Annotated in this window: 14 protein-coding genes; 2 read left to right on the top strand and 12 right to left on the bottom strand. The window is 72.7% G+C overall.

Annotation, left to right across the window (positions count from 1 at the left end):
• Positions 1-22: 22 nt before the first annotated feature.
• On the bottom strand, positions 23-538 hold the full coding sequence (locus ADL25_RS43750; protein ID WP_059133543.1) for a GbsR/MarR family transcriptional regulator: 516 nt from the start codon (positions 536-538) through the stop codon (positions 23-25).
• A 103-nt stretch (positions 539-641) separates the two neighbouring features.
• Here ADL25_RS43750 and ADL25_RS43745 point away from each other — a divergent pair, with 103 nt between their 5' ends.
• Both ADL25_RS43745 and ADL25_RS43740 read left to right on the top strand, forming a co-directional pair.
• Positions 642-1547 carry an ABC transporter ATP-binding protein gene (locus ADL25_RS43745; protein WP_059133542.1) on the top strand — a complete coding sequence of 302 codons (906 nt, stop codon included), beginning with the start codon at positions 642-644 and terminating at the stop codon, positions 1545-1547.
• A complete protein-coding gene (locus ADL25_RS43740) occupies positions 1544-3154 on the top strand; it encodes an ABC transporter permease (RefSeq protein ID WP_059133541.1) in 1611 nt (536 codons plus the stop codon). The genes ADL25_RS43745 and ADL25_RS43740 overlap by 4 nt, the downstream gene beginning before the upstream one ends.
• A 141-nt stretch (positions 3155-3295) precedes the next feature.
• Here ADL25_RS43740 and ADL25_RS43735 read toward each other — a convergent pair whose 3' ends face one another.
• The 11 genes from ADL25_RS43735 to ADL25_RS43685 form a co-directional block, all read right to left on the bottom strand.
• A complete protein-coding gene (locus ADL25_RS43735; protein ID WP_059133540.1) occupies positions 3296-4516 on the bottom strand; it encodes a cytochrome P450 in 1221 nt (406 codons plus the stop codon).
• Between the two features lie 72 nt (positions 4517-4588).
• The gene (locus ADL25_RS43730) at positions 4589-5260 is read right to left on the bottom strand and encodes a response regulator (RefSeq protein ID WP_107116863.1); all 672 of its coding nucleotides are present in this window, start codon (positions 5258-5260) and stop codon (positions 4589-4591) included.
• The gene (locus ADL25_RS43725) at positions 5257-6597 is read right to left on the bottom strand and encodes a sensor histidine kinase (protein WP_079051040.1); all 1341 of its coding nucleotides are present in this window, start codon (positions 6595-6597) and stop codon (positions 5257-5259) included. The genes ADL25_RS43730 and ADL25_RS43725 overlap by 4 nt, the downstream gene beginning before the upstream one ends.
• A 90-nt stretch (positions 6598-6687) precedes the next feature.
• Positions 6688-7362 (bottom strand): response regulator, encoded by a 675-nt coding sequence (locus ADL25_RS43720; protein ID WP_059133539.1) that lies wholly within the window; start codon positions 7360-7362, stop codon positions 6688-6690.
• Complete coding sequence (locus tag ADL25_RS43715; RefSeq protein ID WP_079051039.1) at positions 7359-8831, bottom strand: sensor histidine kinase; 1473 nt, start codon at positions 8829-8831, stop codon at positions 7359-7361. Before ADL25_RS43715 ends, ADL25_RS43720 begins: the two co-directional genes overlap by 4 nt.
• On the bottom strand, positions 8824-10038 hold the full coding sequence (locus ADL25_RS43710) for an acyltransferase family protein (protein WP_059133538.1): 1215 nt from the start codon (positions 10036-10038) through the stop codon (positions 8824-8826). The genes ADL25_RS43715 and ADL25_RS43710 overlap by 8 nt, the downstream gene beginning before the upstream one ends.
• Positions 10031-11095: an alpha/beta hydrolase gene (locus ADL25_RS43705; protein WP_079051016.1), complete on the bottom strand. Its 1065-nt coding sequence runs from the start codon at positions 11093-11095 to the stop codon at positions 10031-10033. Before ADL25_RS43705 ends, ADL25_RS43710 begins: the two co-directional genes overlap by 8 nt.
• A 195-nt stretch (positions 11096-11290) precedes the next feature.
• On the bottom strand, positions 11291-12205 hold the full coding sequence (locus ADL25_RS43700; protein ID WP_059133537.1) for an alpha/beta hydrolase: 915 nt from the start codon (positions 12203-12205) through the stop codon (positions 11291-11293).
• Positions 12206-12504: 299 nt separating this feature from the next.
• Positions 12505-13689, bottom strand: coding sequence for a kynureninase (kynU, locus tag ADL25_RS43695; RefSeq protein WP_059133536.1), 1185 nt, complete (start codon positions 13687-13689; stop codon positions 12505-12507).
• Positions 13682-14530, bottom strand: a complete 849-nt coding sequence (locus tag ADL25_RS43690; RefSeq protein WP_059133535.1) for a tryptophan 2,3-dioxygenase family protein — start codon at positions 14528-14530, stop codon at positions 13682-13684. Before ADL25_RS43690 ends, kynU begins: the two co-directional genes overlap by 8 nt.
• Positions 14531-14676: 146 nt before the next feature.
• The gene (locus ADL25_RS43685; protein ID WP_059133534.1) at positions 14677-15090 is read right to left on the bottom strand and encodes a DUF3151 domain-containing protein; all 414 of its coding nucleotides are present in this window, start codon (positions 15088-15090) and stop codon (positions 14677-14679) included.
• Positions 15091-15214: the final 124 nt, after the last annotated feature.

Raw genomic sequence — 15214 nt, 5'->3', positions numbered from 1 at the left:
GGTCCGCCCGGGTCCCCCCGGGTCAGCCCACGTGGCCCGCCCCGTCCGCGCCGTACCGCTGGTCCCGATGGACACGCCAGCGCTCCATCATCCTGGCGATCTCGCCGTCGATGAACTCGAAGAAGGCCAGCGTCTCCGACAGCCGCCGGCCGGCCGGGGTCTGCGCGCCGAGGCTGTCGACACCCTCACGCAGGGCGTGTTCCCAGCGCTTGAGCACCGCGTCCCGGTTGGTCAGCGCCTCGTACCACTGGTTGCTGCTGACGCGGTACCGCTCGCGCCGCGATCCCGGCTCGCGCTCGCGCGCGACCATGTGCTGCTGGGCGAGGTAGCGCACCGCGCCGGAGACGGCGGCGGGGCTGACCTGGAGCTGCTCACCGAGTTCGGCGGAGGTCAGGGAACCGGGGTCGGAGGACAGCAGCGCCGCGAAGACCCGGGCGGGCATCCGCTGCATACCGGCCTCGACGAGTTGCGCCGCGAAGCCCTCCACGAACTTGGAGACCACCTCGGGGTCCCGCCCCTCCGTACCCGGCTCCGTCATCCCGCGATCATCTCCCCTGCTCGTAGACCCCTCGCCAGTCTATCCGGAGTTTATACGTTTCCTTAACTTCACAAATTTCTGAAGATAGCGTAGCTTCCAAAGCATGACCAAGGCCATCACCGTCTCCGGACTGCACAAGTCGTTCGGCAGGACGCACGCGCTCGCGGGCCTCGACCTGGGGGTCGAGGCCGGCGAGGTCCACGGTTTCCTGGGCCCCAACGGCGCGGGGAAGTCCACCACCATCAGGGTTCTGCTCGGTCTGCTGCGCGCGGACTCCGGAGCCGCCCAGGTGCTCGGCCGCGACCCATGGGCGGACGCGGTGGAGCTGCACCGGCGGGTCGCGTACGTCCCCGGGGACGTCACCCTGTGGCGCAACCTCTCGGGCGGCGAGGTCATCGACCTGTACGGCCGTCTGCGCGGGGGCCTCGACCAGGCGCGCAGGGCGGAGCTGATCGAGCGCTTCGAACTGGATCCCACCAAAAAGGGGCGGACGTACTCCAAGGGCAACCGGCAGAAGGTCGCCCTCGTCGCCGCGTTCGCCTCGGACGTCGACCTGCTGATCCTCGACGAACCGACCTCCGGCCTCGACCCGCTGATGGAGGAGGTCTTCCAGCGGTGCGTCGAGGAGGAGCGCCGGCGCGGCCGGACCATCCTGCTGTCCTCGCACATCCTCAGCGAGGTGGAGGAGCTCTGCGACCGGGTGAGCATCATCCGCAAGGGCCGGACGGTCGAGAGCGGCTCACTCTCCGAACTGCGGCATCTGACCCGCACCAGCGTCACCGCCGAACTCGCCGGGACGCCCAACGGACTGGCCGGACTGCCCGGCGTCCACGACCTCGACATCCAGGGCCGCCGGGTCAGGCTCCAGGTGGAAACGGACAAGCTGGACGCGGTGCTGAGGTCGCTCGGCGAGTCGGGCGTGCGGTCGCTGACGTCGACACCGCCGACCCTCGAGGAGCTCTTCCTGCGCCACTACCAGGACGAACTCCAGGAAGAAGGGGCCCGATGACCGCCGTCGCGCCGGCCTTCGCCGTGCGGACCGGAGGATCCCGGCAACTCGCCGGAACGGGAACGCTGTTGAGGTTCGCCCTGCGCCGGAACCGGTCGATGATCCCGCTCTGGGTCGCGATCAACGCCCTGATGGTGCTGTCGATGCCGGGCACGCTCAAGGGCCTGTACGGCACGGCGGCCCAACGCGCCGACCTGGCCGACCAGATGGCCACCAACAGCTCGCTGCGCGCGATGGTCGGACCGGTCTTCGGCGAGTCGCTCGGTGCCCTCACCGCCTGGCGCATCGGCGTCTACGCCGCGCTGCTCGCCGCGGTGATGTCCCTGCTCGTCGTCGTACGGCACACCCGTGACGAGGAGGAGAGCGGACGGCAGGAGCTGATCTCCTCGGCGATGGTGGGGCGACGTGCCCCGCTGACGGCGGCCCTGCTCACGGCCGCCGTCGCGAACGCGGTCCTGGCGCTGGTGATCACGGGCGGTCTCGCCGGGCAGGGCGCCACGGGCGCGCTGGCGCTGGGGCTGGGGATCGCCGGAGTCGGCATGGTCTTCGCCACGATGGCGGCGATCGCCGCACAGCTGACCGAGAGCGCACGGCTGGCCCGCGGTCTGACCAGTGCGGTGCTGGGCGCCGCCTTCGTGCTGCGGGCGGCGGGCGACGCCGGATCGAGCGACGGCTCGTCGGTGCTGACCTGGCTCTCCCCCCTCGGCTGGCTGGAGAACGAGCGCCCCTACGCCGGCGAACGCTGGTGGGTGCTGCTGCTGTTCGCGGCGGCGGTGCTGGTCCAGGGCATGCTGGCCTACACGCTCGCCGGGCGGCGTGACATCGGTATGAGCTTCCTGCCCACCCGGCCGGGTCCCGCCACCGGGCGCCTCGGCTCGGCGGGCGCCCTGGCCTGGCGGCTGCAGCGTGGCGGTGTGCTGGGCTGGAGCGTGGGCTTCTTCCTCGCCGGGGTCGTCTACGGCGGTATGACCGACGGCGCGACGGACCTCGTCGGCGACAACGACAAGGCCCGCGAGATCTTCCAGCGGATGGGCGGGCAGTCCGGGCTGACGGACACGTTCCTCGCCGCCATGGTCGGCATCATGGGCCTGGTCGCCGCGCTCTACATCGTGGCGTCCGTGCTGCGCCTGAACGGCGAGGAGACGTCGGGGCGGGCCGAACCGGTGCTGGCGAACGCGGTGGGACGGCTGCGGTGGGCCGGCGGCCATCTGGTGATCGCCTTCGGCGGCGCCGCACTGATCATGATCCTCTCGGGGCTGGGTTTCGCGGTGGGCTACGGCAAGGAGATCGGCCCGATCCTGGGCGCGTGCCTGGTCCAGCTCCCGGCGATCTGGGTGATCGGCGGACTGGCGGTCCTGTTCTACGGCGTGTTCCCGCAGGGTGCGGCGGCGGCGTGGGGCGTGGCGGGAGCGGCGCTGCTGATCGGCTGGGTGGGCCCGGCGCTGGACCTGCCGCAGGCCGTACTGGACATCTCGCCCTTCGGTCATCTGCCGAAGCTCCCGGGCGGGGAGATGGACTGGCCGCCGGTGCTCCTGCTGACCGCACTGGCCGCCGTGCTGGTGGCCGCGGGGCTGACGGGGTTGCGCAGGCGCGACCTGTCGACCTGAGGGTGCCTCCGGGAAGGCCGGCGTTCTCGCCGGCCTTCCCGGGTGCGTGACCCTCGTCCGTCCTCCGGGTCGGCGCGGCCGGGCGCGAGGGCGCCCCGGGACCGCCGACCCGGCTCACACGCAGGTCGTCCGAAGGGGAGATCAGCCGATCTCCACGCTCAGTCCTTCCAGCCCCCGGATCACGAAGTTCGGCTTGCGCCGCGGCTCCGCCGCGAGACGCAGCGTGGGCGCCTTCTCGAGCAGGGCCGTCATGGACGCCGCCAGCTCGATGCGGGCCAGCGGCGCGCCGATGCAGTAGTGGATGCCCGCGCTGAAGGAGATGTGCGGGTTGTCCCGACGGGTCAGGTCCAGTCGCTCAGGGGCGCCGAACACCGCGGGGTCGTGGTTCGCGGAGCCGAACAGCATCGCGATCTCGGCGCCCCGGGGGATGACGGTGCCGTCGATCTCGATCTCGTCCAGTACCCAGCGCTCGAAGAGCTGGAGCGGGGTGTCGTAGCGCATCAGCTCCTCCACGGCGGTCGGGACGAGCGAGTGATCGGCGCGGAGGGCCGCCAGCTGGTCCGGGTGGCGGAACAGCGCCCACCAGCCGTTCACCGTGGCGTTCACCGTCGCCTCGTGTCCGGCGTTCAGCAGCAGCACGCAGGTCGAGATCATCTCCTGCTCGGTGAGCCGGTCGCCCTCGTCGTGCGCGGCGATCAGACCCGAGATCAGGTCTTCGCCGGGCTCCTTGCGGCGCTGCTCGATCAACTCCCGCAGATAGGCGGAGAACTCCACCGACGCCCGTACCGCCCGCTGCGCGGACTCCCCGGACGGATGCAGCTCGTACATCCCGCAGATGTCCGCCGACCAGGGCCGCAGTCGGGCCCGGTCCGCCTCGGGGATGCCGAGCATCTCGGCGATCACCGCGACCGGCAGCGGCTCGGCGACGTCCTTCAGCAGATCGCCGCCCCCGCGCGCCACGAGCCGGGACACCAGCTCCCCCGCGAGCTCCCGCACATAAGGCGCCAGCCGCTCCACCGTCCGCGGTGTGAACGCCTTCGACACCAGGCGCCGGATGCGGGTGTGGTCCGGCGGCTCCAGGTCGAGCATGCCGTGGTCGTTGAGCGTGTGGAACGGCTCGTGCTCGGGGGGCGGGGCGGTCCGGCCGAATTCCTGGTGCGTGAAACGGTGCTGGTACGTCCGGCCCAGCCGCCGGTCGCGCAGCAGCGCCGACACATCCGCGTGGTGCGCGACCAGCCACTGGTCGGTGGGCTCGTAGTGGTGCACACGGCCCCGCTCGCGCAGGTCGGCGTAGGCGGGGTAGGGGTCCGCGAGGAACGCCGGGTCCCAGGGATCGAACGCGAGGTCGGAACGGGCTGCCATGCCCGGACGCTAACCCGGCCTCCCCCCGCCTGACCAGAGGCGTCCCACGCAGAACGGACCCGGCGGGGCGCCTCAGCCCGGCGTCACCAGTCTCGCCTCGTACGCGAACACCGCCGCCTGCGTCCGGTCGCGCAGCCCCAGCTTCACCAGGATCCGGCTCACGTGGGTCTTGATCGTCGATTCGGCGACGACCAGTCGCGCGGCGATCTCCGCGTTCGACAGACCCTGCGCGATGAGCACCAGCACCTCCGTCTCCCGCTCGGTCAGGTCCCCGTACGCGGCCTGGGCCGAGGGGGCGAGGCGCGGTCCCTCGGACAGTTTGGAGAACTCAGTGATCAGCCGCTTCGTCACCGACGGGGCCAGCAGCGCCTCGCCGGCCGCCACCACCCGCACCCCCTCGGCCAGCTGCCGTGCCGAGGCGTCCTTGAGCAGGAAGCCGGAGGCACCGGCCCGCAGCGCCTGGTAGACGTACTCGTCGAGATCGAACGTCGTCAGCACCAGCACCTTCGCCGACCCGTCCGCGGCGACGATCTCCCGGGTCGCCTCGATCCCGTTCAGCTCCGGCATGCGGATGTCCATGAGCACGACGTCCGGGGACAGCTCGCGGACCCGTTCGACCGCCTCCCGGCCGTTGACCGCCTCCCCGACGACCTCGATGTCGGGCATCGCCCCGAGGAGCACCGAGAACCCCTCCCGGACCATCATCTGGTCGTCGGCGATCAGTACCCGGACGGTGCCGCTCACGCGGCCTCCTCCGCCGCGGCCACCGGCAGGAACACCGTCACCTCGTACCCTCCGTCATCGCTGTCCCCCGCCGTCATCTCGCCGTTCAGCATCGAGACGCGCTCGCGCATGCCCGTGATCCCGTGCCCCGCGCCGTGCGTGGACTTCCCCGGATCGGCCTGCGGCGGCGGCCCGTTGACTATGCGCAGGCCCAGACCGCCGAGCACATAGCCGATCTCCACCCGGGCCGAAGCGCCCGGGGCGTGCCGCAAGGTGTTGCTGAGCGCCTCCTGGACGATCCGGTACGCCGACAGCTCCACGCCCTGCGGCAGTTCCCGCACCGCGCCGGTGACCACCTTGTCGACGGTCAGGCCCGCCTCGCGCACGTTCGCCAGCAGGGCGTCCAGGTCGGCGAGGGTGGGCTGCGGGGCGTCCGGGGCCTCGTAGTCCTCCGCCCGTACGACGCCCAGGACACGGCGGAGCTCGGTCAGGGCCGCCACCGCGTTCTCCCGGATGGTGGCGAAGGCCTTCTCCAGCTCCGGCGGCGGGTTCTCCACCCGGTAGGGCGCCGCCTCGGCCTGGATGGCGACCACCGACATGTGGTGGGCCACCACATCGTGCAGTTCACGGGCGATCGTGGTGCGCTCCTCCAGCAGGGTGCGGCGGGAGCGCTCGTGCGCGGTCTCCGTCTGCTGGGCGGTCACCTCCTGCGCGGCGTTCCGGCGGATGTGCCAGACGGTGACGGCCAGCAGCGCGAACGCCGACAGGACCAGCATGGGCGCCGAGTCGTTGCCGAAGTGATAGCCGAAGACTCCCTCGGCGAAGGAGGCGTAGGTCGCGGTGAGCAGCCACATCCAGGCCGCCGTGCGCGGCCGGGTGCGCACCGCCACGACGGTGAGCACCGTCAGATGCGAGACGAAGCTCCCGGGCGTCCAGGGCCAGTCCCCCGAGCCGCCGGCCACCACCCCCGAGACGGAGGTCGCAAGGAGGGACAGCCAGAACGCACCGACCGGACGGGCCAGGGTCAGCAGCACCGGGGCCAGGGCCAGCAGACCGGACACCAGGGCCGCCGGTCCGTCGTCGCCCGTCCAGGCGACGAGCATCGCCAGCAGCCCGGCCGCCGCCACCGCGGCCCGCGGTGTCCAGGCCGCGTACTGCCTCATACGCCCGGACAGCCGCCTTGCCAGGGGCCCGTCGACGGTCGGCCGGGGCAGCGGGCGGTAGGCGAAGGCGTCGTGGAACAGGTCCTGCCGCAGGCCGTGCAGGGCGTTCACGGCCGCCCGGTACTCCGGGCTGCGCGGCGTGTAAGGGCTGTGCGCGCCGTCCGGCGTCTCGTGCGTCTGGGTCGTCTCGGTCACGGTGAAAAGGTAGGCCGAGGACAGGGGCGCGGTCGTCACCAGTGAGGGGGGTCCTCGAGGGTCCTCCTCAAGTACTACGGGTGGCCCGGGTCATCGTCCCGACGGCCGGACCAGCCCCGACTCGTAGGCGAACACCGCCGCCTGCGTCCGGTCCCGCAAGCCGAGCTTGACCAGGATCCGGCCGACATGGGTCTTCACGGTCTGCTCGGCGACGACCAGGCTGCCGGCGATCTCCGCGTTCGACAGTCCCTGCGCGATGAGGGCGAGGACCTCCGTCTCCCGCTCGGTCAGATCGCCGACGCGCTGCTTGAGCGGAGCCCGAGGAGCATCGGTGAGCCGCGAGAACTCGGCGATCAGACGGCGGGTTATCCCCGGCGCGAGCAGTGCGTCACCCGCGGCCACCACCCGCACCGCCTCCGCGAGCTGGTCGGCCGAGGCGTCCTTCAGCAGGAAGCCCGACGCCCCGGCGCGCAGGGCGTCGTAGACGTACTCGTCCAGGTCGAAGGTGGTGAGCACCAGGACCCTCGGATGCGGGGCGTCCGCGGTGATGCGGCGCGTCGCCTCGATGCCGCCGAGACCGGGCATGCGGATGTCCATCAGCACAACGTCCGGGGCGAGTTCGGCGACCTTGGCGACGGCCTCCTCGCCGTCCACGGCCTGGTCGACGACCTCGATGCCGGGCCGGGCGTTGAGCAGCACAGTGAAGCCCTGCCGCACCATCATCTGGTCGTCGGCTATCAGTACGCGGACGGTACTGCTCGTCATCGGTCCTCTTCTCCTGTCGTGCCGGTGGGGTCGTCGGGCGCAAGGCCCTCGGTGCCGGGCAGGAAGCACGCCACGACGTAACCGCCGTCCGGAGTCGCGGAGGTGACGAGCGTGCCGTCGAGCATCATGGCGCGTTCCCGCATGCCGAGCAGCCCGTGGCCCGCCCCCGGTGACGGCGGCGCGGTGCGGGTGGGAGCGGAGTTGGCGATCCGGACGTGCAGCCCCCTTGGGAAATAGGCGAGTTGGACGCGGACGGTGGATCCGGGGGCGTGCCGCAGCGCGTTGCTGAGCGCCTCCTGCACGATCCGGTACGCGGACAGCTCCACGCCGGGCGACAGCCGGCGCACCTCGCCGGTGATCTCCGTCTGCACCTCGAGGCCGGCCGTGCGGGTGTTCTCCACCAGGGCGTCGAGCCGGTCGAGGGTGGGCTGCGGGGCGTCGGGGGCGGGACCGGTGCCGCTGCCGATGCCGTAGGGGTCCGCGGGGTTCTCCGACCGCAGGACACCGAGGACGCGGCGCAGTTCGGTCAGTGCCTCCAAGGCGTTCTTGCGGATGCCGTCCAGGTTCTCCCTCAGCTCCTCGGAGGGGTTCTCCACGAGGTGCGGGGCGACCTGGGCCTGGATGGAGATGACCGACATGTGGTGGGCGACCACGTCGTGCAGTTCGCGGGCGATGCGGCTGCGCTCCTCCAGGAGCGTGCGCCGGGCGCGTTCCTCGGCGGTGACACCGGCGAGTTCGACGAGTTGGCTGCGGGCCACCCGGCGGCCGCGCAGCGCCGTGCCGATGAGGACGACGACGGTGAGCACGACCATCGCGGGCACGCTGGTCGGCGAGTACGAGGAGGCGCCTTCGACGCCTTGCAGCAGATACGTGCCGAACGCGGTCAGTGCCAGCGCTCCGGCGCTCACCCGGGTGGGGACCCGCAGGGCCAGCAGGAACAGCACGAGCGTGCACGCCACGACACCCGATCCGGTCCAGGGCCACGGCGGGGGGTCCGGCGACGGGTGCGAGACACCGCCCGCGGCGACCCGGCTCGCCTGGGCTGCCGTCACGAGCGCCGCCAGCGACAGCCACCAGGCGGGCAGCGGACGCCACAGGGCGAGCGCGACGGCCCCGCCCTGCGCGCCGCCGATCGGCACGGCGAGCGGGAGAGTCAGGGCATACGTGCTGTGCAACTCGCCCACGGCGCCCGACGACAGGACGAGCGCGATCGCGCAGAACAGGACATGCGGCGCCCGGCGGAGCAGCCGCGGCCGCGACAGCGGCGGCAGCGGGTCCGAGGAGAACGTCCACAGGTCGTCCCGGAGAAGGCCGAGCAGCCCGGGCAGACGCCCGCGAACCCACGAGGCGCCCGGACCGGCGACGCCGGAAAGATGCGGCGGCGGCGCGGCGGCCGGGGGGCGCGCTCCCGGCGGCCGGTCGCCGCCTTCCGCGTACCGCCCCTCGTCCGTCGGATCCGCCCTAGGCACGGTCGGCCGCCTCGATGCGCGCCCGCCCGGACCGGTGGACGGCCACCACACGGGAACGGCGGCCCCGCGACCGGCGCGGCCCCTGTTCGTGGACCCGGAAGGCGGACCGGCACAGGGCGAGGGCGAGGGCGAACACCGGGAGCCAGACCAGCCGGGCCGCGACCCAGGAGGGCCCGTCCGGGACGGTGTGCAGCCCCGGCAGTCGTCCCGCGAGGAGACCCGTCGCCGTGGTCGCCATCAGGGCCGTCTGGTGCCAGAGGAAGATCGTCATCGCGGAGAGGTTCACCAGGGCCACGGCCGCCCAGGCCAGGGGGCGGCGCAGCGCGCGGCGCAGCGGTTCGCGCAGCACCAGCGCCAGTCCGCACTGCGCGAGACCGAAGGTGACGGCGGCCAGGGTCGGCGGGTCGAGGTTGGAGACCGCGGCACCCGGGACGCCCACCATCGACGCCGGGTAACCCGCCCACACCACCAGTCCTGCCGTCGCCGCGGCGCCACCGGCGAGCAGCACCCAGCCGGCTCGTCGGCCCTCCAGCTCACCGCGCGTCCAGGCCGCGCCCAGCGTGTACGGCACGAGCCAGCCGGCGGCCAGATTCGTCCAGCCGAGCCAGGACGGGCCGCCGAACCCGAAACGGATGAGGTCCACATGGAGAACGACGGCCAGTGGCCACAGCGGGTTGAGACGGGTCAGCAACGGGGTCGCCGCCGTGAGGACCGCGAAGACGAGCAGGAACCACAGCGGCGACAGGGCCAGCTTCACGAGGGTGTGCACCGTGCCGGCGTCCGCGCCGCCGAGAAGCAGACAGCACGCCGCCACCGTCCACAGCACCACCACGGCCGCGACGGGCCCGAAGAGCCGGGTCACTCGGGAGCGCAGCCAACGGCCGTAGGTGACCCCGCGTGCCCGGGCCGAGGCGAGGCTCCCGGTCGCCGTACGACCGCCCACCAGGAAGAACACGGCGAGTGTCTGGAAGACCCAGGAGATCGGGGCGAGCCAGGGCATGAAGTGCAGCGGACTGGCCGTGCGCAGGGCGCCGCCGTCGGCCACCAGGGCGGTCACCAGCCAGTGGCCCAGGACGACGCCGAGGATCGCGAGGGCCCGCAGGGCGTCGACCGCGCGGTCCCGTCCGGCGGGGGTGGCCGAATCGATGCGGTGCGCCGCGGTGCACAGGGCGTCGCGGACCGGCACGCGGGTGCTCCGGTCACGCACGGGGCACCTCCGGCGTCCTGCCCAGGACGATCCGGGCGAGGCCGGCCAGACAGCCCGAGGCCGGTGCGAAGTAGTCGCTGTGGCCGCCGTCGCCCGCGGCGAACACACGGGCGCCGAAGGCCGGGGACACCGGGTCCGTGCCGAAGCCGACGGTGGTGCCGAACAGATCGGCGCGCAGGTGGGGCACGTCCGCGATCCAGTCACCGCTGCCGCGGGCAGCCCACACACGGGCACGGGTGTGCAGATCGGCGACGGAGTCCAGGCCCGTACCGGGGCTGCCGAGGAGGACGACGTCCTGCACGTCGGCGGAGGCGGCGCGGGCGCACACCGCCGTGCCGTAGGAGTGGCAGAGCAGGGAGATACGGGGTGCGGGCCCCAGCGCGCCGCGCAGTTCGCTCACGAACCGCTCGAGGAGCGGCGCCGCCCGCTCGGCGCCGGTCGTGGTCAAGGCACCGGTACTGAGCGTGCGGGGCGTGTCGTACCCGAGCCAGGCGATGACGGCGGTGCTGCCGCCCACCGCGCGATGCAGGTTCTGTGCGCCCGAGCGGAGGCGGTCATAGGTGTCCAGCGTGGTGTCCGAACCCGGGACCAGGACGGCTATCCGCCGCGCCGTGGCCAGGTCGCCGAAGACCTCCGTCGCCCGGCCCGTGCCCCGTCCGTCGAAGGCGAGCAGGTCACGGGCGGGGGAGGCCAGGGCGCGGTCCTTCGCGGCGCGCCCGCGGTCCCCGTGCGCCGCGGCCGTCCGGGACGCCTCGGCGGCGTCGGCGCGGTTGGCCCGGTACGTCGCGTTGAGGGTGGCCACCGAGAGCGGGGCGAGCGCCGCCGGCGCGGGTGCCGGGATCCGGGGCCGCACGGCGGCCGAGAGGGGGACCACCACCGCGCTCATGACCAGGGCGGCCAGCAGCGTACGGCGCAGGCGTCCGCGACGCGACCGGCGCCGTTCCGCTTCCCCGGTCCGATCGCCCTCCTCGCTCCCACCGACCTCGGCCCGGCCGCCGTTCCGCACCCACCCGGCAGCGCCGATGACGGCGGCCGGGCTCCACCCCCGCAGGCCCATGGCGTCCCTCCCTTCCGCCGGCCCGCTCATCGGGCCGTCCTGGAGGGGACGTTACGAAGCGTGACGTGTCGTCGGCATCACGCCGTGGAACTCACCTGGGAAGTAGCTCTCAGGTATGACGGGTATGACCGGGACGGCGCGGGGAGGGCCCGAACGTCCTCCTCGACTCGCCCTGCTCACAGGGGCGTTGGCCGGTCACCAGGCCAACTGCGCGATCTCCTCGGCCACCACGGCGCACGCGTCCGCCGCCGGGTCGATCAGGGGGAAGTGTCCGACGTCCTCGAGCAGGGTGAGGCCCACGACCTCGCCCGCCTTGGCCGCAGCCTCCGCGTAGGCCTCGGCGACCGCCTGCGGAACCACGATGTCCGTGCGCCCCTGGACAAGGGTCGTGGCGATGCCGGTGGGCAGCAGCAGAGCCGGATCGGCGTACGGCTGACGCTCCGCGAACATGTCGTCTCCGCCCATGAGTTGGGACACCGCCCCGCCGCACACCTCCAGTTTCCGGGCGATGTGGAAGTCGGCGATCGGCGCGAGCGCGACGACACCGCGCAGCGGGGCCGGGCGGTCCGTGCGCCACGGGGAGTCGGGCGGGAGGACATGGCGGGCCGCCGCCCACAGCGCGAGATGACCGCCCGCCGAGTGGCCGGTGATCACCGTGCGGCGCGGATCGGCCTGCGGCAGGACATCGTGGACGAGCGCCGGGAGCGCGTCGAACGCGGCCGCGACGTCGTCGAACGTATCGGGCCAGCGGCCCGACACCGGTCCCGTGCCGCCGTCCGCACCGTCGGCCTGGGCCGGGATGAGCGCTCCCCGGCGGTACTCGACGTTGGCGACGGCGAAGCCCCGGCGGGCCAGATAGTCCGCGAACGGAGTGAGGTGCCTGCGGTCGTAGGGCGAGCGCCATGCTCCCCCGTGCAGGACGACGACCAGGGGGACCTGGGCCTTCTCCGCGGAGTCGGCGGGCTCCCGCGGGGCGTAGAAGTCGATCACCTGGTCGGGGTGGTCGCCGTACGCGGCGGTGGAGTCGGGCTCGACCGGTGGATGCGAGAAGGCGGAGGCCTCCTCGGCGGCGTCACGGGCCGCGGCGTCCCGGGCGGCGTCGTCCGACATGCTCCAACCTCTCAGCGGCGAAACGGAATACGTACGCGGGCCGGAAGGAAATCGGCCGTTGGCGGGGACGGTATCAGGCGGGCGAGGCGGGTCCCCACGGGGATGTCACGCTCGGTGAAGGGCAAACGGTTCTGCCGTCTCCCACGGCCACGGCGCACATACTCGCGCGGTGACACGCCCGCCGGCCGGCACCGCCGCCCGAGCTGCACAACGACGGCTGGGCGGCGGTCTCGCAGCGTGGTGCGCACCGCCGCCGGGTCCCCTTCCGTCCCCTCGCGGGCCGGGAGGGGACCGGTCCGTCAGGACAGCGTGCCCGCCAGGATCCGGGCCGCCCGCTCCACGTCGGCGAAGCCCACGTACAGCGGCGTGAAACCGAAACGCAGCACGTCCGGCGGCCGGAAGTCGCCGACCACGCCGTTCTCGATCAACCGCTTCATCACGTCACCGGCGCCGGGGCAGTGCAGCGCCACCTGGCTGCCCCGCTCGGCGTGCGCGACGGGCGTCAGGGACTCGACGGCGCCTTCGGGGACATAAGCCGCCACGCACTCCAGGAAGAAGTCGGTGAGTGCGAGGGACTTGGCGCGCACGGCGTCGATCGGGACGCCGTCCCACACCTCCAGCGCCGCCTCCAGAGCGAGCATGGACAGGATGTCCGGGGTGCCGACGCGACCGCGCACCGCGCCCGCCGCCGGTTCGTAGGACGGGCGCATCCCGAAGGGTTCCGTGTGCGAGTTCCAGCCCGGCAGCGGGGAGTCGAAGCGGTCCTGCAGTTCGCGTCGCACATACAGGAAGGCGGGAGAGCCGGGACCTCCGTTGAGGTACTTGTAGGTGCAGCCGACCGCCAGATCGACACCGTGCTCGTCCAGGCCCACCGGCAGTGCGCCCGCACTGTGGCACAGGTCCCAGACCACCACGGCACCCGCCTCGTGCACGGCCGCGGTCAGCCCCGGCAGGTCGTGCAGTCGTCCCGTGCGGTAGTCGACGTGGTTCAGCAGCACCGCCGCCGTACGGCCCGTGACGACGTCGGGCACCTCCGCAGGCGTCGCCGGTCGCAGTGTGCAGCCCGTCATCCGGGCAGCCGACTCGGCGATGTAGCCGTCCGTCGGGAAGGTCGTCGCGTCGACCACGATCTCGTCCCGGCCCTCGCCGGCCAGCCGCACGGCCGCCACGAGTGCCTTGAAGACGTTGACGCTGGTGGAGTCCCCCACCACGATCTGCCCGGGCGCCGCCCCGACCAGCGGCGCGATCCGGTCGCCGATCCGCTCAGGCGCCGTCCACCAGCCGCTCTCGTCCCAGGACCGGATCCGCAGCGATCCCCACTGCCTGCGGACGACGTCCTCCATCCGGGCCGGTACGGCGGCCGGCAGCGCGCCCAGCGAGTTCCCGTCCAGGTAGACGACCTCGTCGAGCACGAACTTCGCCCGCAGTCCGGCCAGTTCGTCGGCAGCGTCCAGCTTCTGCGCTCTCAGGATGGGTTCAGACATACGACCGCGCCGTCCACAGTTCGGGGAACACGTTCTTCTGCGTCCGCTTCTCCAGCCAGGCCACGCCGGCCGAACCGCCCGTGCCGGACTTGGCACCCATCGCGCGGCGGGTCGCCACCAGGTGGTCGTTGCGCCAGCGCCAGACCAGCTCGGCCACATCGGTCAGCGTCTCGCCCAGCCGCGCGAGCTCGTCCATCGGATCTCCGGAGTAGACGGCGGTCCACACCGCCTCGACCTCGGCCGAGGGCTCGTAGCGACGGGAGACGTCACGCCGCAGCACCGCGTCCGGAACCGCGTGCCCGCGGCGCGCGAGCAGCCGGAGCACCTCGTCGTACAGGCTCGGCTCGTGCAGCGCCTTCTCCAGTTCGGCGTGGACACGCGGCGCACCGCGGTGCGGGACCAGCATGGAGGCGGACTTCTCGCCGAGCAGGAACTCCATGCGCCGGTACATCGCCGACTGGAAACCGGAGCCCTCACCGAGGGCGGAGCGGTAGGAGTTGAACTGGGCGGGTGTCAGCTGGGCGAGGGGGCGCCAGGACGCGTTCAGCGCGTCCAGTTCCCGTACGGACCTCTTCAGCGCGTCGATCGCCACCGGCACCCGGTCCTCACGCAGGGCCCGGGCGGCGGTCTCCCACTCGTGGACGATCACGGTGAACCACAGCTCCATCACCTGGGTCGTGACCAGGAAGACCATCTCACCGGGGTCGTCGGAGAGGGTGTGCTGGAGGTGGGTGAGCACATCCGCCTTGACGTAGTCCTCGTACGGCGTCGTGCCCTGGAAGTCGAGATGCGGGGTCTCGGGCTCCTGAGTCTCGTGCGACTGATGAGCCTGTTGGGACATCGCTGTCTCCTGTTGTGTGCTTCGGGTAGCGGTCCGCCCCTGCCGATGCCGGCACGGGGGCCCCGGTCCCCACCGGCATCCTGCGTAAAACACGAGGTCCTCGCAAGGCCCGCCCTGTCACAGGCGGGCCCCGCCACTCCCAAGGGCTAGCCGAGCGTCTGGGCCGCAGTCGGAGAGGAGTCCTTCAGGAACTGCGAGCAGCGTTCGTACTCCTCCTGCTCGCCGATCCCCTGTGCGGCGCGCGCGAGGGCGTGCAGGGCGCGCAGGAAGCCCCGGTTCGGCTCGTGCTCCCAGGGGACGGGTCCGTGGCCCTTCCAGCCGTTGCGGCGCAGGGCGTCCAGACCCCGGTGGTAGCCGGTACGCGCGTAGGCGTACGACTCGACGACCGAGCCCCGCTCGAACGCCTCGTCGGCCAGCTGGGCCCAGGCGAGCGAGGAGGCCGGGTACTTGGCGGCGACGTCGGCGGACGCCGTGCCGCTCGCGAGGAGCTCACGCGGCCCCGGGTCGTCCGGGAGGTGGGTCGGGGGCGGGCCCCCGAGCAGATTCTCGTGAAGGGTCATGAGATCCAGTGTGAGGCATCGCCCTCGATCACCGCCGGTCGCACGGGCTCCCTCCGGAAGGATCCGTTCCAGCGGCGGCCGGGCCGACCGGTCCCGCGGCCCGGCGGACGCCGGGTGTCCGCAC

Origin of the sequence: Streptomyces sp. NRRL F-5122, assembly GCF_001507435.1 — a bacterium.
GTDB lineage: Bacteria > Actinomycetota > Actinomycetes > Streptomycetales > Streptomycetaceae > Streptomyces > Streptomyces lannensis.
The sequence above is the reverse complement of the archived record's forward strand: the minus strand, read 5'-3'. Positions and strand labels throughout refer to the sequence as shown.